Raw genomic sequence first — 26,045 nt, 5'->3', positions numbered from 1 at the left:
GATTCGGGAGGGCATGAATGCCCGTTTTGAACCATAATCCTCGCGGCTTTTGCTTGCGCGAACCTGATCGATGAACCTGCCGTTAGGTACAGCTTCACGCAAGGCTGGAACCGTATTCCCGGAGCGGTCAGAATTGTGTCGGGACACCTGCGCTCATGAACATCGTTATCGGTCTAATCGTTACCTTCGGCTGCGTCCTTGGCGGCTACATGGCCATGGGCGGGCATCTGGAGGTGCTGAACCAGCCCTTCGAGCTGCTGATCATCGGCGGCGCCGGCATCGGCGGCTTCATCGTCGCCAACACGATGAAGGTGATCAAGGAGACCGGCAAGGCGCTGGGCGAGGCCTTCAAGCACAAGGTTCCGAAGGAGCGCCACTATCTCGATACGCTGGGCGTGCTCTACAGCCTGATGCGGGACCTGCGCACGAAATCGCGCAACGAGATCGAAGCGCATATCGACAATCCGGCCGAATCCGCGATCTTCCAGTCCGCCCCGACGGTGCTCGCCAACAAGGAGCTGACCGCCTTCATCTGCGACTATGTCCGTCTCATCATCATCGGCAATGCCCGCAGCCACGAGATCGAGGCGCTGATGGACGAGGAGATCCAGACGATCACGCGCGACAAGATGAAGCCCTACAACGCGCTCAACACCATGGGCGACGCCTTCCCGGCCATCGGCATCGTCGCGGCCGTTCTCGGGGTTATCAAGGCCATGGGCGCGATCAACGAGAGCCCGGAAATCCTCGGCGGCAAGATCGCCGCCGCCCTCGTCGGCACGCTCCTCGGCGTGTTCCTGTCCTATTCGATCGTCACGCCCATCACCACCAACATCAAGGTCGTGCGCGAGAAGCAGAACCGCCTCTACATCATCGTCAAGCAGACGCTGCTCGCCTACATGAACGGCTCCGTGCCGCAGGTGGCGCTGGAATACGGCCGCAAGACCATCTCCTCCTACGAACGCCCCTCCATCGACGCGGTGGAGCAGGAGATGATGAATCCCGGCGGCGGTTCGAAGGCGGCCTAAGAGATGAAGGAAGCCCGCGTGACCGAAGCCCCTTCCGCCATGGACCCGATCGTGCTCGCCCGCCTCACCGGCCGGCTCGGCGACCAGGCGACGATCTCCAGGCTCTGTGCCAGCCTTGGCGACGTCTTCGCCGAATTCCTGCCGGACATGCTGGAAAGCGAACTCGGCTTCGAGGTCGCGGTCTCCTATGCAGGCTTCTCGACCGGCAGATACGGCCCGCTGGTCGAAGGCCTCGGCGGCGCCATGGCCTGCTGCGATGCGTCGCTGCGCGACTGGTGCGACCGCTTCACGCTGATCTGCGACAGCCCGATGATCATCACGCTCGTCGAGAACATGCTCGGCGCCGTCAGCGATGCGATCGACGATCCGGAACCGCGCCCGCTCTCCAAGATCGAGCTCGACCTTGCCGCCATGATGTTCGACCGGATTTCCGGCGTGCTGAAGACCGCCGTCATGGGCGCCAACGGCTTCGAGCCGCTGCTTGGCCCGGCGCACAATGCGGAAACCCGCAAGGCGACCGAGGACGGCTCGGACGAGACCTTCGTCGCCATGGTCAACATGGCCGTCGGCATAGGCCCGGTGCTCTCCACTTTCCACGTCATCGTGCCGCAGGCCGTTCTCCTGAAATCGACCATCACCACGCCGAAACCCGCCAACGCGCCGAAGACCCGCGTCGAGTGGAGCGAGCAGCTCGGCGAGCAGGTCCGCCGCTCCAAGGTCTCCCTCGAGGCGCGCATCCGCCTGGAGGCGCAGACGCTCGACACGATCAGCCGCCTGCAGGCCGGCGACATCATTCCCTTCAACGAAGCGGGGGACGTGCGCGTGGAGGTGAACGCGAACGGCCGCAACCTCTATGTCTGCGAGTTCGGCCGCTCGGGTGCCCGCTACACGGTTCGCGTCAAGGATACGTACGGTTCGGAGGAGGACATCCTCCAGCACCTCATAGGATAGTTTAGGCATGATGCCTGCCTGGCGGCACGCCTCGGGCAAGTTTCGAATGGAATAGTGGTCTTATGGCACCGAAGAAAACACCCATCGCTGACGACATGACGTCTTCCCTCAATGCGGGCGACCAGGAACTGGAGCAGGCGATCGATGACCTGCGCGGCGTTCTTCAGAAGGATTCCTCCGGCAGCTTCGGCGCCGACCTGCCGGCGACCGTCGACAATGACCCGCTTGCCGCCTTCGGCGGCTCGGATTTCGGCGGCGGCGCGGCCACGACGGATTTCGGCGCCGGCGCCGGCTTCGGCGGGTCCGATTTCGGCGGCGGCGACTTCAGCGGCGGCAGCGACTTCAGCGCCGAACTCGGCGAAGCCCCGCGGCCCGGCAGCGCGCTCCAGTCCAACCTCGACCTCATCATGGACATCCCGATCGATCTGCAGATCGTCCTGGGCTCCTCGCAGATGCAGGTCTCCAGCCTCATGAACCTTTCCGAGGGCGCAACGATCGCGCTCGACCGCCGCATCGGCGAGCCCGTCGAGGTCATGGTCAACGGCCGCGTCATCGGCCGCGGCGAAATCACCGTCCTTGAAAACGACGACACCCGCTTCGGGGTCAAGCTCATCGAAGTGAAGAGTACACGCAAAGTCTGATACCGGTTGAGGTCTCAGGGGGATGATCCATGATGGATTTCGAAAATTTCGGTACCTCCACGGCGGTCGGCGCGCCGCTGACGCAGGTCGAGAAGGCGGCAGCCGTGCTCCTTGCCATGGGCAAGGGCGTTGCCGGCAAGCTCTTGAAGTATTTCACCCAGAGCGAGCTCCAGGCGATCATCGCCGCCGCGCAGAACCTCCGCGCCATCCCGCCGCATGAACTGATCGAGCTCGTCAACGAGTTCGAGGACCTCTTCACCGAGGGCGCGGGCCTGATGGACAACGCCAAGATGATGGAAGGCATTCTCGAAGAGGGCCTGACGCCGGACGAGGTGGACGGCCTGCTCGGCCGCCGCGCCGCCTTCCAGGCCTACGAGACGACGATCTGGGACCGTCTGCAGGACGCCGACCCGGTCTTCGTGGCAAGGTTCCTGCTCAACGAGCACCCGCAGACCATCGCCTATATCCTCTCCATGATGCCGTCGGCCTTCGGCGCCAAGGTGCTGCTGGAGATCCCGGACGACCACCGCGCCGACATCATCAACCGTACCGTCAACCTGAAGGATGCGAGCCCGAAGGCGACCGCGATCGTCGAGGCACGCGTCATCGAGATGATCAACGCGCTGGATGCCGAGCGCAATTCGCTCGGCTCCAACAAGGTCGCCGACCTCATGAACGAACTGGAGAAGTCGCAGGTCGACGAGATGCTCGCCTCGCTCGAAACGGTCTCCACCGAATCGGCCAAGAAGGTCCGCCCGAAGATCTTCCTCTTCGAGGACGTGCTCTACATGCCGCAGAGAAGCCGCGTGTCGCTGTTCAACGATGTCTCGGGCGACATCATCACGGCGGCGCTGCGCGGCGCCTCGATGGAGCTGCGCGAATCGGTTCTCTCGTCGATCGGCGCACGCCAGCGCCGCATGATCGAATCCGACCTTGCGGCCGGTGACCAGGGCGTCAATCCGCGCGAAGTGGCGATCGCCCGCCGCTCGATCACGCAGGAGGCCATCCGCCTGGCCGCGGCCGGGCAAATCCAGTTGAAGGAGAAGGCCGAGGAACGCGCGGCGGCCTGATCCAGCTTGACACGGTAACGCCACAGGCGGAGCGTATCTGCGGCCCGAATCTCCGGAATGGGGGTTCGGGCCGTTTGTTTTTGGCTGGCGCTGGCCGCCGGGGAGCGCGACGTGTCGGACGACGACAAGGACAGCAAGACAGAACTTCCGACCGAGAAGAAGATCCACGATGCGATGGAGAAGGGCAACACCCCCTTCTCGCGCGAAATCACCATCTTCGCCTCGACGCTCGCGATCTATCTCTTCCTCGTCTTCTTCATGCCGGGGGGCGTTTCCCGCATGAACGAGACGCTGCGCGATTTCTTCGAGCAGCCGGAGGCCTGGAACCTCAAGTCCGGCACCGACGTCATCGCCATCTTCCGCCATCTCGGCTGGGAGGCCGGCGCGCTGCTCCTGCCGATCCTCGCCATGATGATGCTCTTCGGCGTCGCCTCCTCGGTCCTGCAGAACCTGCCGAGCCCGGTGATGGAGCGGGTGCGCCCGCAGATCTCCCGCCTCAACCCGATGAAGGGCCTCGGGCGCCTCTTCGGCAAGCAGGGCCTCGTCGAGTTCGGCAAGTCGCTGATCAAGATCCTCATCGTGTCGCTGGTCGTGGCATTCGCCATGCGCGGCGACTACTTCGCCTCGCTCGACACGATGTTCTCCGAGCCGGCGGCGCTCATCTACATGATGAGCTCGGACGTCAACAAGGTCCTCCTGATCATCCTCTTCGCCACGGCGCTGATCGCCGGCATCGACTTTGCCTGGACGCGACATCACTGGTTCTCCGAGCTGATGATGACGAAGCAGGAGGTGAAGGAGGAGATGAAGCAGGCGCAGGGCGACCCGATCGTGAAGGCCCGCATGCGCTCGATCCAGCGCGACCGCGCCCGCCGCCGCATGATGACGGCCGTTCCGCGCGCAACGCTGGTCATCGCCAACCCGACCCACTTCGCCGTCGCGCTGCGCTATGTGCGCGAGGAGGGCGATGCGCCGGTCGTCGTCGCCAAGGGGCAGGACCTCGTCGCGCTGAAAATCCGCGAGATCGCCGAGGACAATGGCATACCCGTTTTCGAGGACCCGCCGCTCGCCCGCTCAATGTTTGCGCAAGTCTCGGTGGATAGTGTCATCCCGCCGGTGTTCTACAAAGCCGTGGCGGAGCTGATTCACCGGGTTTACGCAGCCTCGCCCCAGACCAGACGGGTAAACTAGATCCGATGAGAAAATGCACCTACTCCGCCGAGCGCGAGAAGATTGTTGCAGAAGCAATCTGCCCGGTCGCCACTGAGCTTCGTCTGCTCGATGCCGCCGATCTCGTCTCGTTGTTGCGTTTCGAGTGCTACGGCAACCTCGCCGACCTGGTCTCCTCGGCGGCCGAACTCTACTTCCTGCCCGGCACGGTCAATTTCGGCGCCGGCGGCGACTACCGTCTCGACTGGGACACGGAACCGGAAGTGACGCTCGACATGGAGTTGCGCCCGCAGGGCGTGACGGTCTATGCGAAGCTCCTGCTGCAGAAGGACAAGGCGGGTGTCGAAGTCACGCACGTCGCCTTCAACAATCCGTCCGCCGATCCCGACGACAACACGGATTTCCTGCGCAGGAGCCTTGCGGAAGCGAAGTATGTGAAGTCCGGACCGGAATCGCAGCACGCGCATTGAGCGTTCAGAATATTTCCGCTTTTCCTCGAATTGCGAAAACGCGCTTACCCCACCTTCTGCGTCATCCTCGGCCTTGAGCCGAGGATGACGCAGAAGGTGGGGTGAGTGGAAATTCATTGGCGGCTCCGGCCGCCTCATCTTACGCCCTTGTCAGGTAATATACCCGAGCCGGATGGCCTTGGCGATCGCCTGGATGCGGTTGACAGCGTCGAGCTTCGTCGTGGCCGTGCCGAGATAGGCGTTCACGGTGTGGACGGAAAGCCCCATCTGCTCGGCGATCACCTCGGAGATGCAACCGTCGCCGGCCATCTGGAGGCAGGCGATCTCACGCTCGCTGAGCGCTTCGGAGGGCGCCAGCTTGCGTTCCTCGCCGGCCAGCATGTCGATGAGCACCTGGCAGCCCTTCATGTGCATGTCGACGATGAGATCACTGGACGGGGCGATGAAGCTGCCGGTGAAGACGACATACCCATTGCCGTGCGCGCCGAGGCGGATGGGAAAGGCGATGCCCGACCAGGGCAGCAGCCGCGCGGGAAGGCGCATCGTGAAGGGTTCGGCCCCCGATTCGGCGAACTGGTTGTCACCCGCCCCCTCCCAGATCAGCGGCAGCATGGACGCCTCGAGGTGGGCCAGCATGGCGGCGCCGTAGGCTTCGAGCAGGGCGCGGGCATTGCCGTCGACGTCCTGCGCCCAGTTGTGCAGCGAAAGCGTCAGCTTGCGGGCTGCCGGCAGGCCGTGCCCGCTGAGGCGCAGCACCGCGAAATGCTCGGCGCCGATGACCGTCTGCATCACCTGCAGGCGGGACACGAAATCGGACGCCCGTGCTGCTTTCGGCGGCCGCGCGAGCCGGATTTCCGTCTCCAGGGCGGCAGGGGCTGAGAGCTGGATGTCCATGGCAGTTCTCCTGTCTGTTCGTCTTGCGCCGTTCCGGACGCTCGACCGCTCAAGCACTTTGCTGCAATTGCTCCGGCATGGTGTTTCTGCCGCATTGTCCGATGCCGAAGCAGCGCCGCTTCGACGGGCAATGCTCTATCTGTTTGTTTTTACGCAAAACCGCTCCGCACCTTTACTGGGATTGCTCTAGACGAGGCTGTTGCGCACGGCCCAGGCGATCGCCTCCGACCGCGTCTTCGTCGCGGTCTTGCGCATCACGCTGGTGATGTAGTTGTTGATCGTGTTGCGCGAGATGCCGAGGATGACGGCGATCTCGTCGCTCGTCTTTCCTTCGGCGATCCAGTAGAGGCACTCGATCTCGCGCTCTGTCAGGTCCATTTCCCGGTCCTGCCGCAGGATCGCGCCCTGGCAGCAGACGCTGGCGAAATAGCCGGTCATGACGCCCACGTCCCGCAGCTTGCTCTGCGAGAGGATGAAGTGCTCCGGAAAGAGCAACAGCAGCGACATGCGCACCCGGCCGACATGGAAGGCAATGACGCAATATTCGCGGCTGACGCCCTTCGGCATGGGGATGCCGTCATCGAGATGATTGAAGCAGGGCTTCAGCAGGCCAAGGCACTTGTCGATCTCGCTCATCCGGGACTGGCTGGCAACGACGGCGCCGGCGATGCTGCGCACCATGTCGAAGGGCCAGTCCGAGGCGACGACGGTTTCCATCCCCGCTTCGGGCGAGACGTCGTGGCGGACGAGGAGATAATGGGAGGCGCTGACATAATCGGTCAGCGCCCTCAGGCCGCTGGAGAGGCCGGCGCGATCCGCACAGCGTCCCAGGTGTTGAACCAGAAGTTCACGCGCACTCTTACGCTCACCCGCCTCGGCGGAGAATCCATAGGATTCCCAGGCCGCGACATCCGACCGGATCGTTTCCATGATAGCCCCCTGTTCCGATTCCGAACGGCGGTCCATGCCTCCTTCCCGCCAAGCGTTCGGAACCGTCCGAACCCTTCCCGGTCAGGCCGCATCGGCAAGAATCACCAAGCGAATCAGTAACTAAAGTGTACATCGGCTATCGCTAAAAACCACCGCCATCTTCTCGGGATTTACTTTTGCCGGCTTCTGTGAGTCGGCCTGTGCAGGGTGATTTGCTTGCCGGCCGCCGACGCGAAACGACAGGTTAAGTCATTGTTAACCATGAGTTATTGCCGCCTTGGGGTCGGTGCGGCCGCAAAAGACACTGCTAATTCGTGGAAAAATTGTGAACCTTGGCCGCCTCACTCAACCGCAGCGGCGATAAAATTTTTTCACCGATCACGGGCCCGTGAACGCGCGCACCGGCAGCCGGGATGCGAATACGACGAAATTGCTTCAAACGGGCCGAACGAGCGTTGCCGAAAAGCGACAGGCAGAAGTCAAAAACGGACATCGCATTTTTTCCGCGCAAACGAAAACGCGGCCGGTTCCGGCCGCGTCGCTGACTTTCTTCGGGTGTTGCGCGGTCAGGCGGCTTCCTTTTCGGCCGACCATTTGCGCAGGATCTTCGCAGCGCGTTCCTCGCTGATCTCGACCATGCGGCCAAGGCGACGTTCCGGGCCTTCCTTGACGCGGCGGTTGAAGCCACCCTCGCCATCGTCGCCCGCATTGAGCAGGTCGTCCGTGCTGTCGAAGCCGAAATCCGCGCCGAAGCCGTCCATGAGGGTGGCACCGGGGCCGCCGACGCCGGCGGCAGGCGAGAAGTCGGGCAGTTCGAGACCTGCCATGTCGCTTTCGAGTGCGTTGGCGGAGGCTCCGCCGCCGGTGACCGAGCGAACCGCCGGGCGAAGGCCGAACCAGACCACCACGAAGGCGACGCCGAGGAAGGCGAGGGCATTGATGATGCCGCCGAGATTGCGCGTCAGCACCTCCATCACGCCCGGACCTGCCACCGCCTCGTCGAGAAGCTGGTGGTCGAGGAATTCCATCGCGGTGATGGTGGCGACGTCGCCACGCTCGCTGTTGAGGCCGGCGGCGGACGAGACGATCTTCTGCATCTCGGCGATATAGGCGTCGACCTTTGCCTGGTCCGCCGGTTCGCCGACCATGGCCGCCACACGGGCGCGGTTGACCACGACGGCGACCGACAGCTTCTCCACCGTGTAGCTGTTGCGCATGGTGGCGACGGTCTTGCTGTTGATCTCGTAGTTGGTCTGCTCTTCCTTCTTGTCGGCCTCGTCGCTCGACTGCGGCCCGTTGGCCTGGCCTTCCGGGCCGCCCTGCGGAATGTTCTGCTCGACGGTCGCCGCCTTGTTGTCGGCCTGCTGCTGCGACTTCTGGCTTTCACGCGTCACGCGGATCGAGCGCTCGACGCGCGATTCCGGATCGTAGACCGTCTCCTGGATCTGCTGGGTATCCATGTTGAGCGCGGCGGTGACACTGGCGCGGAAATTCTCCATGCCGAGAAAGGGCGCGAGCGCCTTTTCGATATTGCGCTCCACTTCGCCCTGGACGGTCTGCACCGCCGTCAGCGAGCGGTTGATCGCGCCGTTCTCGGCATCATCGCCGGAAGCAAGCAGCTGGCCGGCGGAATCGAGGATCGTGACGCCATCGACCTCGAGGCCGGGAACGGAGGCGGCGACGAGGTGGCGGATCGCGGCGGCCGATTCACGGCCGGCCTGCGCGCTCGCGCGAATCATGACGGAAGCGGTCGGCACCTGTTCGGCTTTGCGGAAATTGCCGCGTTCCGGCATGACGATATGCACGCGGGCGGCAGCGATGCCGCTGATCTGCTGGATGGTGCGGGCGATCTCGCCCTCGAGCGCCCGGACGCGCGTCACCTCCTGCATGAAGGAGGTAAGGCCGAGCGAGCCGACCTTGTCGAAAAGTTCGTAGCCCGAATTCGCACTGCTCGGCAGGCCGCGCTCGGCGAGATAGAGCCGCGCCTTGCCGGTCTGGCCGACCGGGACCTCGATGCTCGATCCGTCCGTGCCGGTGTTGAAATCGATGCTGGCCTCGGCCAGCGCCAGGCTGATCTGGTTCACGTCGGTCTTCTCCAGACCGACATAGAGCGTCTCGTAAGCGGGTTTGTTGACCATGATCCCTGCGGCAAGCACGAGACCGATCGAAACGACGGCGGCGCCGGCCAGCATCGCGAGTTTCGCCTGCCCCAGCGAAGCCAGGTTCTTGTAGACTTTCGTCAACTGTTCCAACAGATTCATTCTGTTCCCGTACGGACTAGTCGCCTGGACTCCGGCCTACCATGCCGGCGCGATCAGACGCATTTTCAATCTCGTGGAACGGGACCGGCACATTTCCGCACGCGCCGACCTGCCCCATGGAATACGCGGATCTGACTGATCCGGGCTGGAGACTAGACCGTGAAACTTGCGCGAGCATTTCGTTGCCGCGCGCGCGGCAAAAGCGGCAACGAAAGACGGCGCCGGGAAGGCGCCGCCGAACAGGTTGATTACACTTGGAATTTCCTAAAAGGCCTCGAAATCGCCGGCTGCCTTGCCGAGCGGCTGGGAGTGGCCATGGCGCATCCCGTTGCCCAGCGCCTTCTGCATGTCCGCGAGTTTCACCAGATTGAGCGCCGTCGTGACATCGACGATCCAGTTGTCGGGAATGCTTGCGGTGATGGTGTCGATGAACTCGGCGAGCCCTCGCGTCTTCTGCACGGCAAGATCGATGCCCTGGAGCACCATCATGCGTTCGGCGGCATCCAGCACGGCATCGCCGTGAACGCCGGCAAGCTGCGGTTCGATGCGCTCGATCAGATAGGCGACATCGTGCAGTTCGGACACGATCCGCATCAGGACATCCGGAAGGGCTTCCTCCATGGCAGTGGCTGCACTCAGATACTCGGCTTGCATGGGTTACCCTCTTCCCCGTACGGGGCCGGCGGACCCGATGTCGCAACCGGCAACGTACATACGCTTTTACTTCTGCTTCCTTGCGGCGCAACGCCCGCTCAGAAGAATTCGATCGAGCTTTCGACGGGCTTGGCGGCGGGTGCGGGCCGCTGTTCCAGCGCCACCGTCTTCTGCGTCTCGACGCCCGTCAGCGCATATTGCCGGGCCCGCCCGCTCGACGGCCAGTATTCCAGCTTGCGGCCATGCTCGCCGCCGGTGCTCTCGCCGACGACCTTGATGCCTTCGTCCATCAGGAACTGCCGCGCGAAGCGCGCGTTCTGCTCGCCGACATTGGAGAAGCGCGCGATCGTCCTGGCACCGCCGAAGATCTTCGCCTCCAGCCGGTCGCGCCGCGCGCCCTGCTTCAGGAGGCCGTTGATCAGAAGCTCCATCAGATGCACGCCGTAGCGCGTGGCGTCGCCGCCCGAGGCCATGGCCTCGGCCGAGCCCGGCAGCAGGAAGTGGTTCATGCCGCCGACGCCAATGACCGGGTCGCGCATGCAGGCGGCCACGCACGAGCCGAGAATGGTGGTGAGCACCACGCTCGGATCGTTGAAGACCTTGTATTCGCCCTGAATGACATGGACGCGGCGCGCCCCGGCGTCTGAGATCATTTCAATGCCCCGAACACGGCTTCGATGGCCGCCTTCATCTTCTCGATGGTGAACGGCTTGGCGAGAACGTTGTTCGCGCCCAGCGCCGCCGCCTTCTGCACCAGCGCGCGGTCGCCCTGCGCCGTCAGGATGATGAAGGCCGCCTTCTTGGTGGTGGGGTTGGACCGCACCGCCTGGAGGAACTCGATGCCGTCCATCTTCGGCATGTTGAAGTCGGAGATGACGAGGTGGTGCGGCTGCTGGGACATGATGGCCATGCCCTGCGCGCCGTCGCCGGCCGCCGTGATCTGCTTGAAGCCGAGCTGCTGCAGGGCATCGCCCAGCAAGAGGCGGCTCGTCACCTGATCGTCGACGATGAGGACTTTGATTTTTTCAGCGATAGACATTATTCGCTCCCTTCTCTACGGGCCGCAGTGATTTTCAAGATTTCCTCCCCGATGGAGGAGAGCGGAAACTGGTGTTCTACGGCGCCAAGCTCGAAAGCCACTCTCGGCATTCCATATACGACGCAGGTTTTCTCGTTCTGACCGATGGTCCGCGCCCCTGCGTGACGCATTTTCAACAGGCCGCTCGCCCCGTCCCGCCCCATGCCGGTGAGGATGACGCCGACGGCGTTCCGGCCGGCAAGCTCGGCCACCGAATCGAACAGCACATCCACCGACGGGCGATGGCCGTTGACCGGATCCCGCTCGACCAGCCGGCAGCAGGGTGCATGCGGGTTGGATATCTGAAGATGGCGTTCGCCGCCGGGGGCCAGGTAGATCTTGCCGATCTCGAGCCGCGCGCCGTCCGTCGCCTCCTGCACCACAGGGGCGCAGAGCCGGTTCAGCCGGTCGGCGAAGCTCTTGGTGAAGGTTGGCGGCATGTGCTGCGTGATGACCGTCGGCGGGCAGTTGACCGGGAATTTCTGCAGGACCGCGATCAGCGCCTCCACGCCCCCCGTCGAGGCGCCGATGGCGATAACCCGGCGGCCGGGCCTGTAGGTGGCGGCCGGGTTGACGTTGGCCGCGGTCGGCGCCAGCGGCGGCACGTCCGTGCGGACCTGGCGGCGCTGCGATCTGGCGGCGGCCTTCACTTTTTCCGCGAGGTCGCCAAACGGGCGGGCGTCGCCCGGCTGCGGTTTTCCGACGCAATCGAAGGCGCCGATCTCCAGCGCCATCAGCGAGGCTTCCGCGCCGCGATGCGTCAGCGTCGAGACCATGATGACCGGCATCGGCCTCAGCTTCATGATCTTGTCGAGGAATTCGAGCCCGTTCATGTTCGGCATCTCGATATCCAGCGTCACGACGTCGGGATTGAGCTGCTTGATCGCATTGCGGGCTTCCATGGCGTCGCCGGCCTGCCCGATGACATTGACGTCCGGGTCGGCGTTGAGCACGGCCGTGATCAGGCCGCGCATGGTCGGCGAATCATCGACGACGAGTACGCGCGCGGGTGCCATCATGCGCTCCTCCTGTGCTTGCCGGTGTAGCGGTAGGTTGTGATGCCGATATTGTCGAACTGGTTCTTCGCCTCGCCCGAGACGCGCTCGGAATGGCCGATATAGAGGTGGCCGTTGTCGCCCAGCATGCCGGCGAAGCGCGACCAGATCTTCATCTGCGTCGGCTCGTCGAAATAGATGACGACGTTGCGGCAGAAGATGACGTCGAACGGCCCCTTGAACGGCCATTGCGCCATCAGGTTCAGTTCGTTGAAGGTGATGAGCCGTTTCACCCGGTCGTCGATCTGCCATTTCTGCCGCCCGCCCGCATCCGTCTCCCGGAAGAACTGCTTGCGCATGGCGGGGCTGACCGTTTCGAGCGCATTGGCGTCGTAGGCGCCGGCGCGGGCGACGGCGAGGATCTTCGGGTCGATGTCGGTCGCGAGAATCCGGAAGTCGTAGTCGGCGACGTTCGGCATCAGCGAGAGCACGGTAAGCGCGATCGAATAGGGCTCCTGGCCATCCGAACAGGCGGCCGACCAGATGCGCACGCGGCCGCCGTTGCGGGCGCGGGCGAGAAGCTCCGGCAGGACCTCGTTCTTCAGGTGCTCGAAATGATGGTTCTCGCGGAAGAAACGCGTGAAGTTCGTCGTCAGGTGCGACAGCATTTCCTTGCGCGCCGACGCGCCGGCCGGCGAGGAGACCAGCGCGCAATATTCCTTGAAGCCCTTCAGGCCGAGCTGGCGAATGTGCTTCGACAGGCGCGAATAGACCAGCGAGGCCTTGGTCTCGTTGAGGTAGATGCCGGCATCCGCATAGATCATCGCCGCAATCTCGGAGAGATCCTTGCGCGTCAGCGGATATTCGCCGCTCGCCAGGCACTCGTCGGGCGGCTGCCGCGTGTCGATGGCCGAAGAATAGGTCATGCGGCTTCGCTTTCGGTATGCGGGAACAGGGAATCGAGCTCGATGAGGCAGATCATGCGCCCCTCGATGGCGAGGATGCCGCGGGCATAGGCTTTCTCGGTCTCGTTGGCGATGTCCGGGGTCGGCTGGATGTTTTCATTCGTCACGGTCAGGATGTCGGAGACCGCATCCACCAGCAGGCCCACCACCTTCGGCCCGACCTGGGCGACGATGATGACATGGCGCACGGTCGGTTCGGCCGGTTTCATGCCGAGGCGCAGCGACAGGTCGACGATCGGCAGCACGGCGCCGCGCAGGTTGATGACGCCAAGCACATAGGGCGGCGCGTGCGGCATCGACGTCGCCGGGGTCCATCCACGGATCTCCCGGACCGACATGATGTTCACACAGAACTCCTGCTCGCCGATCCTGAAGGCGATCAGTTCGCGTCCGTGCGTGAGATTCTTTACCGCATACGTCGTCATGGCTTCTCAACCGGTGGCAGCAAGCGAGATGTCTTGTTTCAGGGACTGGCCGCGCGAAGCGGCGACCACCGCATCGACGTCCAGGATGAGGGCGACGCGGCCATCGCCGAGAATGGTCGCGGCGGCGATGCCGGGCACGTGGGTATAGTTCGCTTCCAGGCTCTTGATGACGACCTGGCGCTGGCCCTGGATGGCATCGACCATGAGGGCGCGCTGGCCGCCGCCTTCCGATTCGACGAGCAGCGCGACGCCCTCGATCGGATTGGCCTGGGTGGCGCGGAAGTTGAGGATCCGGCCGACATCCACCAGCGGGCAGAAGGAGTTGCGGATCGAGATGAGCCGCTGCGAGGCGCCGAAGGAATGGATGGCCGAGGCTTCCGGCTGCAGCGTCTCGACGATGGCCGTCAGCGGCACGACGAGCGTCTGGCCGGCGACCGTGACCACCATGCCATCGAGCACGGCTAGTGTGAGCGGCAGGCTCATGGTGAAGACGGAGCCCTGCCCCGGCTTCGAGGAGATCGAGATGCGGCCGCCGAGCGCCTGGATGGAGCGCTTGACGACGTCCATGCCGACGCCGCGGCCGGACAGGTCCGACACCTTGTCGGCGGTGGAGAAGCCGGCGTGGAAGATCAGGTTGTCGATTTCCTCGTCCGACAGGTTCGCGTCCGCCGCGATGAGGTCGTTGTCGATCGCCTTCTGGCGCACCTTCTCGCGGTTGATGCCGGCGCCGTCGTCGGCCAGCTCGATGACGATGCGGCCCGAGCGGTGCTTCGCCGTGAGGCGGACCGTGCCTTCCGGGTTCTTGCCGAGGGCTTCGCGCTTCTCCGGCATTTCCAGGCCGTGGTCGACCGCGTTGCGGATCATGTGCGTCAGCGGCTCGGCGAGCTTGTCGATGACGGTCTTGTCGACTTCGGTGTTCTCGCCTTCCGTGATGAGGCGGACCGACTTGCCGGTGATGTCGGCGATTTCGCGGACGGTGCGGGCCATGCGCTGGAAGACCGGCTTCACCGGCTGCGCACGGATCGCCATCACCGAATCCTGGATCTCGCGGGTGAGCTGCTGCAACTCCTCCAGGCCCATATTGATGGAGGACGTGCCGTTATTGTCGTTCTCGACGACGCTCTGCGAAAGCATCGCCTGGTTGATGACGAGCTCGCCGACGAGGTTGATCAGGCGATCGACGCGATCGAGATCGACGCGGATCGTCTGGCCGGCGGCGGCGGCCTGGTTGGCCTGGGCGGCATTGGCGGCGGCCTTGGCGTTCTCGGCGGCGCGGCTGGCGACTTGGGAAACCTTGGCGGCGGTTTCGGCGGCAGCGACGGCAGCGGCGGCATCGCTTTCAACGACTGCCGGCTCGTCTTCCCCACCGGCGGCGGAACCGCTTTCGTCGAGCATCGACAGGTCGAACGGCACGGGCTGCATCGGCAGTTCCTCGTCGTCCGTCACTTCGCCGACGACGTCCTCCTCGATGGTGCGGATGTCGAGATCGCAATCCCACTCGGCGAATTCGAAGACGGAGCGTACGCCGTCCTCGCCCTTGTCGGTGGTGACCGAGATCTTCCAGGAGAAATATGCTTCCTCCGGGTCCATCTTGTCCAGCGGCGGCAGGCTGTCCATGTCGCAATAGACGCTCATCTCGCCGAGACGCGAGACGTCGCGCAGGAGGAGCACCGCCTCGTTGCCCTTGGCGTAGAGATCCTTCTTCGGCTTGAAGTCGACCTGGACGGTAGGCACGTAGTGGCCGGCCGGCTCCTCGTCGAAATCGCCGAAGGAGAAGGGGATCGGCTGGAAGCCTTCATCGTTGACCGGCGGCTTTTCGATCACCGGCGCCGGCGCGGCCGCCTTGGGGGCGGGCTTTGGCGCGGGCGCCTCGGCGGCGGCCGGCACCTCGCCGTGGGCGAGTGCTTCCAGCTCGCGGATGAGGGTGCGGCTGCGGGCCTCGTCGACGCTGCCGCCGTCGCGCGCCGCATTGGTCAGGTCCGCCAGAACGTCAGCGGATTTCAGCATGACCTTGAGGACGTCCTGGGTGGGCTCCAGCTTGTTGGATCGAACGCAATCCAGTGTCGTCTCGAACACATGGGCGAAGGAGACGAGATCGTCGAGGCCGAAGGCACCGGCACCGCCCTTGATCGAGTGCACGGCGCGGAACACGGCATTGACCGTTTCCGGGTCGCGATCACCGTCGTTCAGCTTCAAGAGACCGGATTCCAGTTCGGCGAGCTGCTCCTCGCACTCCTGGAAGAAGATCTCCTTGATTTCGTTCATATCCATCGGGAGTAATCCTGGACTAGTGATTTTAGGCGGTTACGCGCTCGATTGCATCGATCAGCTTGGTCGGATCGAAAGGCTTGACGATCCAGCCCGTCGCGCCGGCCTGGCGGGCGCGGTTCTTCTTCTCCGCGTCGCTTTCGGTCGTCAGCACGAGGATCGGGATCGCCCGGTACTTCTCGTTGCGGCGCACGCCCTCGATGAAGCCGAAACCGTCGAGGCGCGGCATGTTGATGTCGGTGACGATGACGTCCGGGTTGGCGTTTTCGAGGACTTCCAGCCCTTCCACGCCGTCTTCGGCCTGGATGGTCTCGAAACCCGCATTGTTGAGCGTGACCAGAAGCATGTTCCGGATGGTCCGGGAATCATCCACGGTCAGGACCTTTTTCTTCATTGCCTAGCCTCCTGTGCCAGCAAGTGATCAATATTCACACCGATAAGTTGCATTGTCTTCATGAAAGGATCGGAAACCTTGCCGAAGGTGAAGGGCTGCTTGTCCTCTTCCCAGCTCCTGGCACCGGCCATCAGCACCTGGGCGCAGAGCGCGCCGACCCGTTCGACCGCCGAGGCGTCGATGACAAGCGGGTTGCCCTTGAGACCCATGAGCTGCTTGTGCAGGACCGTCGCCTCGTTGAGATCGAGAACGGGGGCAAGGCTTAAATTTTTCTGAGCGGCTTTCTTGCTCGCCATTACCGTGTTCCTTGTTTGAAACCGTGTCTGCGTCTGTCCAAAATCGCCGTCCCGCCCGTCGGAGCGGCAGGCGGATGGCTTCCTTCCGAAAGCCGGCTGCGGGCCGTCGAAAACCAGTGCCGTGGCCGTCTTGCCGCCATCTCAGCCTCCAAAGCCGGCGGCGCGGGCCGTCAGGAAATCGAGGGGAGAAGCCTGGGGTTCGGTGCGTTCGGGGGCCGCACGTGCTTCCGCCGGCGCGGGCCGTGCCGGGCGGCGCAGGTCGCGCTGCGCGGAAACATGGAATTCCCGGATCGTGCGGCCGAGTTCGAGGATGACGGTATGGAGGTCGCCGCCCGCCTCGCCGACACGAGCGGCATCCGCCGCGTCCGCTTCGAGCGCACGGCCGGTGCGGCCGATATCGGCCGTCACGCCGTCGAGCCCTTCCGCGTCGACCGCGCTTTCATGCGCAATGCCGGTGATCGCCTCGTTGATGCCCTCGACCTGGCGCACGATGTTGCCGATCGCGTCCTGGGTGCGGTGGACGTGCTCGACACCGGCCTCGACCTGCGCCTTGGTGCTCGTCACGAGCTGCTTGATCTCACGTGCCGCATCCGCCGAACGCTGGGCGAGCGCGCGCACTTCCTGCGCGACGACCGCAAAGCCGCGGCCGCTGTCGCCGGCGCGGGCGGCCTCGATGCCGGCGTTGAGGGCCAGCAGATTGGTCTGGAAGGCGATCTCGTCGATCACTCCGATGATCTGGCCGATCTTTTCCGCCGAAGCCTCGATATCCGCCATGGCCGACATCGCTTCGCCGACGATGTTGCCCGAGAGCGCGACCGAGGCCTGCGTGGAGGCGGCGGCGGACTGCGCCTTGCGCGTCTCGCCGAGCGTCTGGCGTACGCGCTCGACGATCGCGCCGAGCGCATTGGCCGTCTCGATCAGGTTCGCCGACTGCTCGGCCGAGCGGGCCGACAGCGCGCCGGCGCCGGAGGCGAGCGTGCCGACGAGGCGGTCGCCTTCGCGCGCGCGGTCCGCGGCCGCGGTGAGGCGGGACTGGATCTCGTCGAGCGCGCTGTTCAGCGTCTCGGCCATGTCACGCCAGGCCTCCGGCATCTCGCCGGAAACGCGGGCAGAGAAATCGAGCTGTGCCAGGCTGCGGATCGTCTCGCCGAAGACGCGGTCGAGCTCGGCGCGGTCTTCCCGCCGCTGCTCGCCGAGCGCCCGGTGGTGGGCGTGGCGCAATTCGTTGAAGCGCAGCGAAACGCCGATCTCGGCGTCCACCATCGCCGTGCGCAGGAAGGCGGAGATGAGGTCGGTCAGTTCCTGCCGGCGAGCCTTGCCCGCGCCGGGCAGGAGGGATTTCGGCCAATATTCCTCGATGAGGCCGCTGACGACCGTCTCGACGACGACCGAATGGCCGGCGATGCGCCAGCGCGGGTCGAGGCCCATCTGGCTTTCGCTGTCGGCGAGCACCTTCACCCGCTCCGCATAGAGCCCGTCGAACCGCGCGTCGGTCAGGACGCTCCAATGGGAGCTCTGGAGGTCGTGCAGGCGGTCGATCTGGCGCTCGCTCTGGAAATGGCGGGCGGCATCCGGAAAGGTCTGGAAACGCTGGAAAAGATCGCGCAGCGCCGTCTCGACATGCCGTTCGAGCGTCTGGCGGTGGCGGCGGAGCACCTCGCCCTGGGCAGCGTCCATGCCGGCAAAGCGCAAACGGTCGCGCAGGCTGGCCGCCTGTCCCGTTCGAGCCTGTTCTGCCGGCATTTCCTGCACCCGTATGCTCCCAAACCATGATGCCCGGCCGCCTTTCGGGCGGCCGCCGAATTCTCGCATGGAGAGAAGCTGGCGGCCCAAGCCGCGCTCGCGAGGCGGCGCGCGGCGCCACCCGTCGATCCATGATCAAATTCTGTGAAACTCGAATACCGGCTCGGATCCGGTACGGCGGTTCGGCATCATGCCTGGGTGAGAAACGGCGAATTTCCCATTCCGACGTGTAGTCCAATGTTTATGGTTAATTCCTTGCCTGAAGGTTAATGGTTCACGGCTTGCTTGTGGTATCGCTAAAATTAAAGCGATCCGACGTGGCGTCAGCCTCGCGCAAGCTCGCGCGCGCAGGATGCGACCGTTGACTGACAATGATGTCAGGAGGAACAGGCAATGATTGTTCTGGCACTGGGCGCGACGATGATCGCAGCAGCGACGCTCGCCGCCATCTACCTACTTCTCGACATCGATGCGGAGCGCACCCCGGCCAAGGCCCGGGTGTTCTGAGCGACCTTCAGCCATCGGCCGCAAGCCTTCGCCAGCGCGCCGCGTAATCCGCCGCGCCCTCGGGAAGGTCGCCGTCCACCGAAACCAGCGCCGGCTCCGGTGCCCTTCCGGCAGCAAGGCAGGCGGCGCCGATGCTCGTGCCGGTCGCGCTGCCGCCGGCGAGCACCGCACGTCCCGTCGCGACCTTAAGCATCATCAGGAAGGCCCGGTTGGCGGCGAACGGGCCCTCGACGATGACGGGTCCGTCCGCGCCGATCAGGTCGAGGCAGGTCGCCGTCATCAGGGCGAGGTGGAAGGCGATGACGGCCTGCGCCGCCTCTTCGCTCAGTTCCTCGCGCGGCACGGTCCAGGTCGCCCTGCGGCCGGGGAACGGACCGGACTCCTGCGGCAGCGACGGCAACAGCATGGCGCCGCGCCGAAACACTTCCCCGACGGCAGAGGCCGGCAGGTCGCCGGACCGGCCGCCGAGCGTGGAAAAGGCACGGCCGCCCATGAAGCGTGCAGACGGCACCGGCTCGCCGAGCGCGTTGACGTTGACCAGCGTGTCCCGTGCCTCGTCCAGCAGGATGGGCCGTGCGCCCATCGCCATCACCACGACCCAGGTGCCGGTAGACACGACGGCATAGGGCGCGGCGCGCGTCAACACATAGGGGAGCAGCGACGCGTTGGAATCGTGAATGCCGCAATGGACCGGCACATCCGGCCGCAGGCCCGTCGCCGCCGCGATGTCCGGCCGGACCGGGCCGAGCACGTCGCCGGCCTTGCGCACCGGAGGCATCAGCCTCGTCCAGCCCTCTTTTTCGACCAGGCTGGAGAAGCGGCCGTTGCGCGGTTCCCAGAGATCGGCATGACAGCCGAGCGACGTCACCTCGCTGGCGGCGACGCCGGTGAGGCGGAAGGACCAGTATTGCGCGTACATCAGCAGCCAGCGAACCTTGCCGAACGCATCCGGAAACGTCTTCGACTGCCAGTAGACTTGCAGGCCCGCATTGAGCCCGACGGGCAGGACGGGCGTGCCGCTGCCTTCGAAACGCGGCCGGATGGTCCCGTACGCCTCCGCCAGCGCCTGCGGGCCGTCATGCTCATAGTCGAGCACCGGCAGGACGAGATCGCCGTCTTCGCCGACCAGGGCAGCCGTGGCCCCGTGCGTGGTGACGGAGATGGCGTCGACCGGGCGCTCCCGGCTGAGCGCGGCGAGGCTTTCCAGAATGAAGGACCAGAGTTTCTCCGTGTCGAAATGCGGATAGGGCGCGGCGTTCGCCACGCCGTTCGGCATGGTGCGGGCGGCGACCTCGCGAAAATCCCCGCCATCGACGAGCACGACCTTGGCGTTCGTCTTGCCGATATCGATGACGGCGATGGTTTTCATCGGCTCATTCCATATGGAAGACGGTGAGGAGCGGCACGGCAACGGGCTCGTTGTCCGGCTTCGTCTCCATGATATCGGCCATATGGGCCCACCAGCGCTGCATGACGGGATGGTTCGGCAGGTCCGCCATCGTGTGGTCCTCCCGCCGCCGGAGCACGCCGAAGAGCAGGTTCGTCTCCTCGTCGAGGTGGATGGAATAGTCCGAGACGCCGGCCTCCCTCAGAAGCGCCGAGAGTTCCGGCCAGATCGCATCGTGCCGCGCCTCGTATTCGGCCGCCATGCCGGGGTTCAGCCGCATGCGGAAGGCGTATTTCTCCATGGCTCAACGGCTCCCGCGGAAGCGCCGGTAGAGGATCGGCAGGGCGATGACGCAGATCAAGAGCAGGCCGATGAAGATCGACATGACGATGCCAGGCACGTTCAGGAGGCCGAAGCCGAAGGTGACCATGCCCATGATGAGCGCGGCGAGCACCACGCCGGGGATGGTGCCCGAGCCGCCGAGGATGTTGACGCCGCCGAGCACGACCATCGTCACCACCTCCAGCTCCCAGCCGAGCGCGATGGAGGGGCGTGTCGAGCCGAGGCGTGCGGTGAGGCAGATCGAGGCGACCGCCGCCATCAGGCCGGTCAGGAGGAAGAGCACGAACTTCACCCGGCCGACGCGGACACCGGAGAAGAGCGCGGCGGTCTGGTTGTTGCCGATGGCATAGACGGCGCGGCCGAAATTCGTCTTGTGGAGGACGACGCCGTAGATGATGGCCAACGCCAGGAACAGGCAGAATTCAAAGGAGAACACCCACCAGACATAGCCCTGCCCGAACCAGGAGAAACTGGCCGGATAGCCGGTAAACGCCTGGTCGCCGAGGATGACGAAGGAGAGGCCGCGGAAAAGGCTCATCGTGCCGATGGTGACGACGATGGACGGCAGGCCGAGGCCGGTGACGAGCAGGCCGTTGAAGGCGCCGCAGAGAAGGCCCGTCGCAAGGCCGATCGCCACAAGCGCTGGCGTATCGAGGCCGAGTTGCACCGCATAGCCCATCACCGTGGAGGTGAGCGCGATGACCGAGGCGACGGAAAGGTCGATCTCGCCGGAGATGATGACCAGCGCCATGGCGAAGGCGATCATCGCCTTTTCGGTGAAATTGAAGGTGGCGTCGGACAGGTTCCACGGATCGAGGAAATAGGGCGAGGCGAAGGAATTGACGAGGAAGATCGCCAGCGCCACGGCGACGAGCAGCGTCTCCCAGCTCTTCACCAAGCGCGCGCCGCGCCCTTCCAGCCGGTCGGGAATATGGCGCGCAACCATCTGGGTCTCAGCCATGGGCCGCCTCCGCTTTCCTGAGGATCACCCGGCCCTTGCGCTTTTCGGCTCTGGCATTCACGGCGACGGCGATGATGATGACCGTGCCGGAAATCGCCATCTGGGCGAAGGGCGAGATGTTGACGACCGGCAGCGCATTCTTGATGACGCCCAGGAACAGCGCGCCGAGCACTGCCCCGCCGACCGAGCCGATGCCGCCGGCGATCGACACGCCGCCGATGACGCAGGCCGCGATGATGTCGAGCTCGAAGCCGGCCGCGATATCGACATAGGCGACCGCATAGCGCGAGACCCAGAGATAGCCGGAAAGGCCGGCGAGCGTGCCGGACAGGCAATAGGCGAGGAAACGCGTGCGGCCGACATCGATGCCCGTATAGACGGCGGCGTGCGGATTGCCGCCGACAGCGAAGAAGGCGCGGCCGGGCGGCGTCAGGCGCATCACCACCACCATCAGTGCGATGATGACCAGCGACAGCCAGGAGAGCAGCGGGAAGCCGAGGAACGCGGTGCGCGGCAGCGCCTTGAAAGCATCGCTCATCTGGTGCGCATTGATCCACGCGCCGCCGGAGAGAAGGAAGATCAGGCCGCGATAGATAGTGAGCGTGCCGAGCGTGACGACGATCGGCGGGATGTCGAGCTTCCAGACGAGGAGGCCGTTGATCGAGCCGAGCACGGCTCCGAGCGTCATCGCGACGAGGATGATCAGCGGGATCGGCAGGCCGGGCATGGCGGCGTTCAGCATAGCCGCGACCATGCCGGAAAGCGCGAGGTTCGCGGCCATGGAGAGGTCGATGCAGCGCGTCAGGATGACGGCCATCTGGCCGAGCGCCAGGATGATCAGGATCGACGTGTCATTATAGACATTGGCGAGGTTGCGCGGCGTCACGAAAGGCGGGAAGCGCAGGGCGATCAGTGCCACCAGCAGGGCGATCGCCACGACCAGCAGCATTTCGCGGTTCTTCAGCAGGACCTTCATCAGGCAGCCTCCTCGATGCCGGCGGCGGCGCGCACCAGCTTTTCCGCCGTCAGCTCCGCCCGCTCGAAACGGCCGGCGATGCGGCCTTCGCGCATGACGATGACCCGATCGGCCATGCCCATGATCTCGGGGATTTCCGAAGACACCATGATGACGCTGAGGCCCGAGGCGGCAAGCTCGCTCATGAAGGCGTGCACCGCGGCCTTGGAGCCGATGTCGATACCCTTGGTCGGCTCGTCGAGGATGATGACCTTCGGCCGTGTGGCCAGCCACTTGGCGATCACCACCTTCTGCTGGTTACCGCCCGAAAGCGTGCCGACATCCTGGTCGAGCGAGGCGGCGCGCAGATCGAGGCGCGACGTATAGTCCCGCGCAAGCGCGAATTCCTCCGCCATGCGCAGGAAACCGGCGCGCGAGGTGCGCGAGAGCGAGGGCAGCGTGACGTTCTGGAAGATCGGCAGGCCGATGATCGCGCCCTGCCTACCGCGCTCCTCCGGCACATAGACGATGCCGGCCGTAATCGCCTCGGCCGGCGAGCGGATGACCTTGATCTCGCCATGCAGCTTTATCGCGCCGGCCGATGGTTTCGTGATGCCGATCAGCGATTGCATGAATTCCGAGCGCCCCGCGCCGACGAGGCCGTAGAAGCCGAGAATCTCGCCGCGGCGTAGCTCGAAATGGATGTCCTCGAATTCCGTCGGGTGGCGATAGCCGGAGACGGTGAGAACAGGCTCGCCGATGGCGACATCCTGCTTCGGGAAAACCTGGCCGACATCGCGGCCGACCATGAGGCGCACGAGATCGTCCTGCGTCGTCTCAGAAATCAGCCCCTCGCCTACCATGCGCCCGTCGCGGAAGACGGTGTAGCGGTCGGCGATGCGGAAAATCTCGTCGAACTTGTGGGAGATGAAGAGGATCGCCTTGCCGTCCGCCTTCAGCCGGTCGACCAGCTCGTAAAGCTCGTGGATTTCCTTGTGCGACAAAGCCGCCGTCGGCTCGTCCATGATGACGACGCGGGCGTCGATGGAAAGGGCGCGGGCGATGGCGACGAGGTGCTTGCTGGCGATGCCGAGGTCGCGCAGGCGGATCGACGGGTCGAGATCGGCCCCGACGCGGGCGAGCAGCGCTCGGGCGTCGGCGTTCATTCGTCGCCAGTCGATGAGGCCGAGACGGGTGCGCGGGGCGTGGCCGAGAAAGATGTTCTCGGCAACGGACAGTTCGTCGAAGAGCACGGTTTCCTGATGGATCGCGGTGACGCCGGCTTTCGCCGCCGCGTTGGCGGTGGGGAAATGGGTCTCCGCACCGTCGACGCGGATGCTGCCCTCGTCCGGCTGGTAGATGCCGGTGAGGATCTTCACCAGCGTCGACTTGCCGGCCCCGTTCTCGCCGACCAGCGCCGTCACAGAGCCCGGATAGAGCGCGAGCGAAACCTCGCTGAGCGCGCGCACGCCGGGGAAGGTTTTCGAGATCCCTTCGAGTGCGATGGCGGGCTTCATCCGCGATGTGGTCGTGTCCTGCAGCAAGTCGTCGTCCACCGGTTGGGTTTCATGCTCGATAGCGGGCAATGCGGGCGGAGCTGCCCCTCACCCTGGCCCTCTCCCCGCAAGCGGGGAGAGGGGATAGAGGCGCCGCAGCACGTTTCCTTCTCCCCGCTTGCGGGGAGAAGGTGGCCGGCGGGCCGGATGAGGGGCTTCGTTCCGCTCAGCAACGCCAGATCAGAAGATCTTGGCGAATTCCTCGACGTTCGAGGCATCGTAGACGAACGGGTCGGCCATCGCGCCCTCATTGTTGTCGTCGAGCTTGACCGTGCCCATGCGGCCCATCTTCAGCTCCGCGCCGGGCTTGGCTTCCGCACCGCCGATCAGGTCATAGGCGATCATCGTCGCCGAATAGCCAAGATCGATCGGGTTCCAGATCGCGAAGGATTTGGACGCGCCCGACTTCACATGGCCGGCCATCTCCGAGGGAAGGCCGAGGCCCGTCACATTGATCTGGCCGATCTTGCCGGCATCGGTGACGGCCTGCGCGGCGGCGACGATGCCGACGGAGGTCGGCGCGATGATCGCCTTCAGGTTCGGATGCGACTGGATGAGGCCCTGCGTCTCGCGATAGGACTTGTCGGCAAGGTCGTCGCCATAGACGGTAGCGACCACGTTGATGCCCTTGTAGTTGGGCAGCACCTTGTTCATCTCCGCGATCCAGGTGTTCTGGTTCGTCGAGGTGGCGGTCGCCGAGAGCACGGCGACGTCCCCGCCTTCGGGCAGGTTATCGGCGGCGAGCTTGATGATCATGTTGCCGATCAGCGGGTTCGACGACGGGTTGAGATGCATCGAACGGCCCTCGGGCGCGACGCCCGAATCCCACGAGATCACCTTGATGCCGCGGTCCATCGCCTTCTTCAGGGCCGGCACCAGTGCATTGGTGTCGTTCGCCGAGACGGCGATGGCATCGACCTTCTGGGCGATCAGCGAGTTGATCACCTCGATCTGGCCTTCGGCGGTCGTCGTCGTCGGGCCGGTATAGATGACCTCGACGTCGCCGAGTTCCTTGGCGGCCTCCTGCGCGCCCTTGTTGGCGGCCTCGAAGAAGCCGATGCCGAGCGCCTTGACGACGAGGGCGATCTTCTTGGTTTCCGCCTGCGCGGTGTTGGCGATCAGCGCGACCGAAACGGCCGCCGTCACAAGCAATGTCTTCAGGATTTTCACGACGTCTCCTCCCAGTGAAATCCATCGGCCTCACGCCGATGAGGGTGCATTCCCAGTCTTGGCGTCCGCCTGAACGTTCGCGACGATCAGGTTGACGCCGGCCTCCTCCAGCATCGCGGCGTCCCTGTCCTCGATGCCCGAATCCGTGATGATGGTGGCGATGCGCTTCAGCCCGCACAGGATGAGGCTGGAGCGCTTCTTGAATTTCGTGGAATCGACCAGCACGACGAGTTCGTCCGCCTGGTCGATCAGCTTCTGCTCGGCCTGGATCAGCAGCGGATCGGCCTCCATCAGGCCGAGCGGCCCGAGGCCCTGCGCGCCCATGAACATGCGGCGCGCATAGAAATTGCGCGTCACGTCATTGTCGAAGGGGCTGAGCACGATGTTTTGCTCACGGTAGATCGTGCCGCCGGAGAGCATGATCGTGTTCTTCGAGTGCTTCAGCAGGTGCTCGGCGATGTTGAACGAGTTGGTGAAGACCTGCATGCGGCGGTTGGTCAGGAAGTGCACCATCTGGAACGTGGTGGTACCGCCGTTGATGATGATCGGGTCGCCATCCTCGCAGAGCGCGACCGCCTCCTTGGCGATCGCCTGCTTCTGGCGGGTGTTGAGGGTTTCGTTGACCGTGAAGGGCCGGCCGGCGAGGCCCACGAATTGCGGCGGATGCAGTGCCTCCGCCCCGCCGCGCACCCGGCGCAGCTTCTTCTGCACATGCAGCGCCGCGATGTCGCGCCGGATCGTCGCTTCCGAACTGTCGGTCAGGTCCACCAGCTCGGGCACGGTGACGACCGGCTTTTCCTGAACCGCGGACAGAATGATCCGATGTCTTTCCTTCTCGTGCATGGCTCCTCCAGTGCTGGCAATGCTTCCATCAGGAACGCGCAATGTCAATCACGATCAATCATATTTTTTCATTGTGCGGCGCAATATGATT

The 26,045-nt window shown here is 64.6% G+C and carries 28 protein-coding genes; 7 read left to right on the top strand and 21 right to left on the bottom strand.

Annotated elements, in window-relative coordinates:
• Positions 1-155: 155 nt before the first annotated feature.
• From motA to AABQ55_RS06165, 6 genes are all read left to right on the top strand, one after another.
• Positions 156-1,028, top strand: coding sequence for a flagellar motor stator protein MotA (gene motA, locus AABQ55_RS06190; protein ID WP_244767521.1), 873 nt, complete (start codon positions 156-158; stop codon positions 1,026-1,028).
• Between the two features lie 3 nt (positions 1,029-1,031).
• Positions 1,032-1,979, top strand: coding sequence for a FliM/FliN family flagellar motor switch protein (locus AABQ55_RS06185; RefSeq protein ID WP_398430150.1), 948 nt, complete (start codon positions 1,032-1,034; stop codon positions 1,977-1,979).
• A gap of 62 nt (positions 1,980-2,041) precedes the next feature.
• A complete protein-coding gene (gene fliN / locus AABQ55_RS06180) occupies positions 2,042-2,620 on the top strand; it encodes a flagellar motor switch protein FliN (RefSeq protein WP_244767520.1) in 579 nt (192 codons plus the stop codon).
• A gap of 29 nt (positions 2,621-2,649) precedes the next feature.
• Entirely contained in the window at positions 2,650-3,690 is a 1,041-nt protein-coding gene (gene fliG / locus AABQ55_RS06175; RefSeq protein WP_272804405.1) for a flagellar motor switch protein FliG, read from the top strand.
• A gap of 57 nt (positions 3,691-3,747) precedes the next feature.
• Positions 3,748-4,881: a flagellar biosynthesis protein FlhB gene (flhB, locus tag AABQ55_RS06170; RefSeq protein ID WP_272804404.1), complete on the top strand. Its 1,134-nt coding sequence runs from the start codon at positions 3,748-3,750 to the stop codon at positions 4,879-4,881.
• A 5-nt stretch (positions 4,882-4,886) separates the two neighbouring features.
• A complete protein-coding gene (locus AABQ55_RS06165; protein WP_244767517.1) occupies positions 4,887-5,330 on the top strand; it encodes a hypothetical protein in 444 nt (147 codons plus the stop codon).
• 150 nt (positions 5,331-5,480) lie between these two features.
• Here AABQ55_RS06165 and visR read toward each other — a convergent pair whose 3' ends face one another.
• Positions 5,481-6,224, bottom strand: coding sequence for a transcriptional regulator VisR (gene visR / locus AABQ55_RS06160; protein ID WP_272804403.1), 744 nt, complete (start codon positions 6,222-6,224; stop codon positions 5,481-5,483).
• Here visR and AABQ55_RS06155 point away from each other — a divergent pair.
• Complete coding sequence (locus AABQ55_RS06155; RefSeq protein WP_272804402.1) at positions 6,217-6,414, top strand: hypothetical protein; 198 nt, start codon at positions 6,217-6,219, stop codon at positions 6,412-6,414. The genes visR and AABQ55_RS06155 overlap by 8 nt on opposite strands.
• Here AABQ55_RS06155 and visN read toward each other — a convergent pair.
• The 20 genes from visN to AABQ55_RS06055 form a co-directional block, all read right to left on the bottom strand.
• A complete protein-coding gene (visN, locus tag AABQ55_RS06150) occupies positions 6,411-7,154 on the bottom strand; it encodes a transcriptional regulator VisN (protein WP_244767514.1) in 744 nt (247 codons plus the stop codon). The genes AABQ55_RS06155 and visN overlap by 4 nt on opposite strands.
• A 307-nt stretch (positions 7,155-7,461) precedes the next feature.
• Positions 7,462-7,647: a hypothetical protein gene (locus AABQ55_RS06145; protein ID WP_272804401.1), complete on the bottom strand. Its 186-nt coding sequence runs from the start codon at positions 7,645-7,647 to the stop codon at positions 7,462-7,464.
• Positions 7,648-7,720: 73 nt separating this feature from the next.
• Positions 7,721-9,415 carry a flagellar basal-body MS-ring/collar protein FliF gene (gene fliF, locus AABQ55_RS06140; protein WP_244767512.1) on the bottom strand — a complete coding sequence of 565 codons (1,695 nt, stop codon included), beginning with the start codon at positions 9,413-9,415 and terminating at the stop codon, positions 7,721-7,723.
• Between the two features lie 264 nt (positions 9,416-9,679).
• Entirely contained in the window at positions 9,680-10,069 is a 390-nt protein-coding gene (gene cheT / locus AABQ55_RS06135) for a chemotaxis protein CheT (protein WP_244767511.1), read from the bottom strand.
• Positions 10,070-10,167: 98 nt separating this feature from the next.
• Entirely contained in the window at positions 10,168-10,722 is a 555-nt protein-coding gene (cheD, locus tag AABQ55_RS06130; RefSeq protein WP_244767510.1) for a chemoreceptor glutamine deamidase CheD, read from the bottom strand.
• Complete coding sequence (locus tag AABQ55_RS06125; RefSeq protein ID WP_023514236.1) at positions 10,719-11,108, bottom strand: response regulator; 390 nt, start codon at positions 11,106-11,108, stop codon at positions 10,719-10,721. The genes cheD and AABQ55_RS06125 overlap by 4 nt, the downstream gene beginning before the upstream one ends.
• On the bottom strand, positions 11,108-12,166 hold the full coding sequence (gene cheB, locus AABQ55_RS06120; protein ID WP_244767509.1) for a protein-glutamate O-methylesterase CheB: 1,059 nt from the start codon (positions 12,164-12,166) through the stop codon (positions 11,108-11,110). Before cheB ends, AABQ55_RS06125 begins: the two co-directional genes overlap by 1 nt.
• Positions 12,163-13,068 (bottom strand): protein-glutamate O-methyltransferase, encoded by a 906-nt coding sequence (gene cheR / locus AABQ55_RS06115; RefSeq protein WP_244767508.1) that lies wholly within the window; start codon positions 13,066-13,068, stop codon positions 12,163-12,165. Before cheR ends, cheB begins: the two co-directional genes overlap by 4 nt.
• Complete coding sequence (locus AABQ55_RS06110; RefSeq protein WP_244767507.1) at positions 13,065-13,532, bottom strand: chemotaxis protein CheW; 468 nt, start codon at positions 13,530-13,532, stop codon at positions 13,065-13,067. Before AABQ55_RS06110 ends, cheR begins: the two co-directional genes overlap by 4 nt.
• A gap of 6 nt (positions 13,533-13,538) precedes the next feature.
• Positions 13,539-15,803 (bottom strand): chemotaxis protein CheA, encoded by a 2,265-nt coding sequence (locus AABQ55_RS06105; protein ID WP_272804400.1) that lies wholly within the window; start codon positions 15,801-15,803, stop codon positions 13,539-13,541.
• 25 nt (positions 15,804-15,828) lie between these two features.
• Positions 15,829-16,194 carry a chemotaxis response regulator CheY1 gene (gene cheY1, locus AABQ55_RS06100; RefSeq protein ID WP_024270516.1) on the bottom strand — a complete coding sequence of 122 codons (366 nt, stop codon included), beginning with the start codon at positions 16,192-16,194 and terminating at the stop codon, positions 15,829-15,831.
• Positions 16,191-16,490 (bottom strand): STAS domain-containing protein, encoded by a 300-nt coding sequence (locus AABQ55_RS06095; protein WP_272804399.1) that lies wholly within the window; start codon positions 16,488-16,490, stop codon positions 16,191-16,193. Before AABQ55_RS06095 ends, cheY1 begins: the two co-directional genes overlap by 4 nt.
• Before the next feature lie 141 nt (positions 16,491-16,631).
• Positions 16,632-18,233 carry a globin-coupled sensor protein gene (locus AABQ55_RS06090; RefSeq protein ID WP_272804398.1) on the bottom strand — a complete coding sequence of 534 codons (1,602 nt, stop codon included), beginning with the start codon at positions 18,231-18,233 and terminating at the stop codon, positions 16,632-16,634.
• Between the two features lie 514 nt (positions 18,234-18,747).
• On the bottom strand, positions 18,748-20,109 hold the full coding sequence (locus AABQ55_RS06085) for an FGGY-family carbohydrate kinase (RefSeq protein ID WP_272804397.1): 1,362 nt from the start codon (positions 20,107-20,109) through the stop codon (positions 18,748-18,750).
• 4 nt (positions 20,110-20,113) lie between these two features.
• Positions 20,114-20,428 carry an L-rhamnose mutarotase gene (rhaM, locus tag AABQ55_RS06080; RefSeq protein ID WP_272804396.1) on the bottom strand — a complete coding sequence of 105 codons (315 nt, stop codon included), beginning with the start codon at positions 20,426-20,428 and terminating at the stop codon, positions 20,114-20,116.
• Positions 20,429-20,431: 3 nt separating this feature from the next.
• The gene (locus tag AABQ55_RS06075) at positions 20,432-21,430 is read right to left on the bottom strand and encodes an ABC transporter permease (protein ID WP_272804395.1); all 999 of its coding nucleotides are present in this window, start codon (positions 21,428-21,430) and stop codon (positions 20,432-20,434) included.
• Positions 21,423-22,409 carry an ABC transporter permease gene (locus tag AABQ55_RS06070; RefSeq protein WP_272807400.1) on the bottom strand — a complete coding sequence of 329 codons (987 nt, stop codon included), beginning with the start codon at positions 22,407-22,409 and terminating at the stop codon, positions 21,423-21,425. Before AABQ55_RS06070 ends, AABQ55_RS06075 begins: the two co-directional genes overlap by 8 nt.
• Entirely contained in the window at positions 22,406-23,902 is a 1,497-nt protein-coding gene (locus AABQ55_RS06065; RefSeq protein WP_272807399.1) for a sugar ABC transporter ATP-binding protein, read from the bottom strand. The genes AABQ55_RS06070 and AABQ55_RS06065 overlap by 4 nt, the downstream gene beginning before the upstream one ends.
• A gap of 219 nt (positions 23,903-24,121) precedes the next feature.
• Positions 24,122-25,111: a rhamnose ABC transporter substrate-binding protein gene (gene rhaS / locus AABQ55_RS06060; protein ID WP_244767500.1), complete on the bottom strand. Its 990-nt coding sequence runs from the start codon at positions 25,109-25,111 to the stop codon at positions 24,122-24,124.
• Positions 25,112-25,141: 30 nt separating this feature from the next.
• Positions 25,142-25,954 carry a DeoR/GlpR family DNA-binding transcription regulator gene (locus tag AABQ55_RS06055; RefSeq protein ID WP_244767499.1) on the bottom strand — a complete coding sequence of 271 codons (813 nt, stop codon included), beginning with the start codon at positions 25,952-25,954 and terminating at the stop codon, positions 25,142-25,144.
• Positions 25,955-26,045: the final 91 nt, after the last annotated feature.

The sequence above is a fragment of the Shinella sp. WSD5-1 genome, assembly GCF_963942435.1.
Taxonomy (GTDB): domain Bacteria; phylum Pseudomonadota; class Alphaproteobacteria; order Rhizobiales; family Rhizobiaceae; genus Shinella; species Shinella yambaruensis.
The sequence above is the reverse complement of the archived record's forward strand: the minus strand, read 5'-3'. Positions and strand labels throughout refer to the sequence as shown.

Bases quoted from the DNA above. Each gene is read 5' to 3' on its own strand.
- motA (WP_244767521.1), top strand. From the start codon at position 156: ATGAACATCGTTATCGGTCTAATCGTTACCTTCGGCTGCGTCCTTGGC.
- AABQ55_RS06185 (WP_398430150.1), top strand. From the start codon at position 1,032: ATGAAGGAAGCCCGCGTGACCGAAGCCCCTTCCGCCATGGACCCGATC.
- fliN (WP_244767520.1), top strand. From the start codon at position 2,042: ATGGCACCGAAGAAAACACCCATCGCTGACGACATGACGTCTTCCCTC.
- fliG (WP_272804405.1), top strand. From the start codon at position 2,650: ATGATGGATTTCGAAAATTTCGGTACCTCCACGGCGGTCGGCGCGCCG.
- flhB (WP_272804404.1), top strand. From the start codon at position 3,748: ATGGGGGTTCGGGCCGTTTGTTTTTGGCTGGCGCTGGCCGCCGGGGAG.
- AABQ55_RS06165 (WP_244767517.1), top strand. From the start codon at position 4,887: ATGAGAAAATGCACCTACTCCGCCGAGCGCGAGAAGATTGTTGCAGAA.
- AABQ55_RS06155 (WP_272804402.1), top strand. From the start codon at position 6,217: ATGTCCATGGCAGTTCTCCTGTCTGTTCGTCTTGCGCCGTTCCGGACG.
- visR (WP_272804403.1), bottom strand. From the start codon at position 6,224: ATGGACATCCAGCTCTCAGCCCCTGCCGCCCTGGAGACGGAAATCCGG.
- visN (WP_244767514.1), bottom strand. From the start codon at position 7,154: ATGGAAACGATCCGGTCGGATGTCGCGGCCTGGGAATCCTATGGATTC.
- AABQ55_RS06145 (WP_272804401.1), bottom strand. From the start codon at position 7,647: ATGTCCGTTTTTGACTTCTGCCTGTCGCTTTTCGGCAACGCTCGTTCG.
- fliF (WP_244767512.1), bottom strand. From the start codon at position 9,415: ATGAATCTGTTGGAACAGTTGACGAAAGTCTACAAGAACCTGGCTTCG.
- cheT (WP_244767511.1), bottom strand. From the start codon at position 10,069: ATGCAAGCCGAGTATCTGAGTGCAGCCACTGCCATGGAGGAAGCCCTT.
- cheD (WP_244767510.1), bottom strand. From the start codon at position 10,722: ATGATCTCAGACGCCGGGGCGCGCCGCGTCCATGTCATTCAGGGCGAA.
- AABQ55_RS06125 (WP_023514236.1), bottom strand. From the start codon at position 11,108: ATGTCTATCGCTGAAAAAATCAAAGTCCTCATCGTCGACGATCAGGTG.
- cheB (WP_244767509.1), bottom strand. From the start codon at position 12,166: ATGATGGCACCCGCGCGCGTACTCGTCGTCGATGATTCGCCGACCATG.
- cheR (WP_244767508.1), bottom strand. From the start codon at position 13,068: ATGACCTATTCTTCGGCCATCGACACGCGGCAGCCGCCCGACGAGTGC.
- AABQ55_RS06110 (WP_244767507.1), bottom strand. From the start codon at position 13,532: ATGACGACGTATGCGGTAAAGAATCTCACGCACGGACGCGAACTGATC.
- AABQ55_RS06105 (WP_272804400.1), bottom strand. From the start codon at position 15,803: ATGGATATGAACGAAATCAAGGAGATCTTCTTCCAGGAGTGCGAGGAG.
- cheY1 (WP_024270516.1), bottom strand. From the start codon at position 16,194: ATGAAGAAAAAGGTCCTGACCGTGGATGATTCCCGGACCATCCGGAAC.
- AABQ55_RS06095 (WP_272804399.1), bottom strand. From the start codon at position 16,490: ATGGCGAGCAAGAAAGCCGCTCAGAAAAATTTAAGCCTTGCCCCCGTT.
- AABQ55_RS06090 (WP_272804398.1), bottom strand. From the start codon at position 18,233: ATGCCGGCAGAACAGGCTCGAACGGGACAGGCGGCCAGCCTGCGCGAC.
- AABQ55_RS06085 (WP_272804397.1), bottom strand. From the start codon at position 20,109: ATGAAAACCATCGCCGTCATCGATATCGGCAAGACGAACGCCAAGGTC.
- rhaM (WP_272804396.1), bottom strand. From the start codon at position 20,428: ATGGAGAAATACGCCTTCCGCATGCGGCTGAACCCCGGCATGGCGGCC.
- AABQ55_RS06075 (WP_272804395.1), bottom strand. From the start codon at position 21,430: ATGGCTGAGACCCAGATGGTTGCGCGCCATATTCCCGACCGGCTGGAA.
- AABQ55_RS06065 (WP_272807399.1), bottom strand. From the start codon at position 23,902: ATGAAGCCCGCCATCGCACTCGAAGGGATCTCGAAAACCTTCCCCGGC.
- AABQ55_RS06055 (WP_244767499.1), bottom strand. From the start codon at position 25,954: ATGCACGAGAAGGAAAGACATCGGATCATTCTGTCCGCGGTTCAGGAA.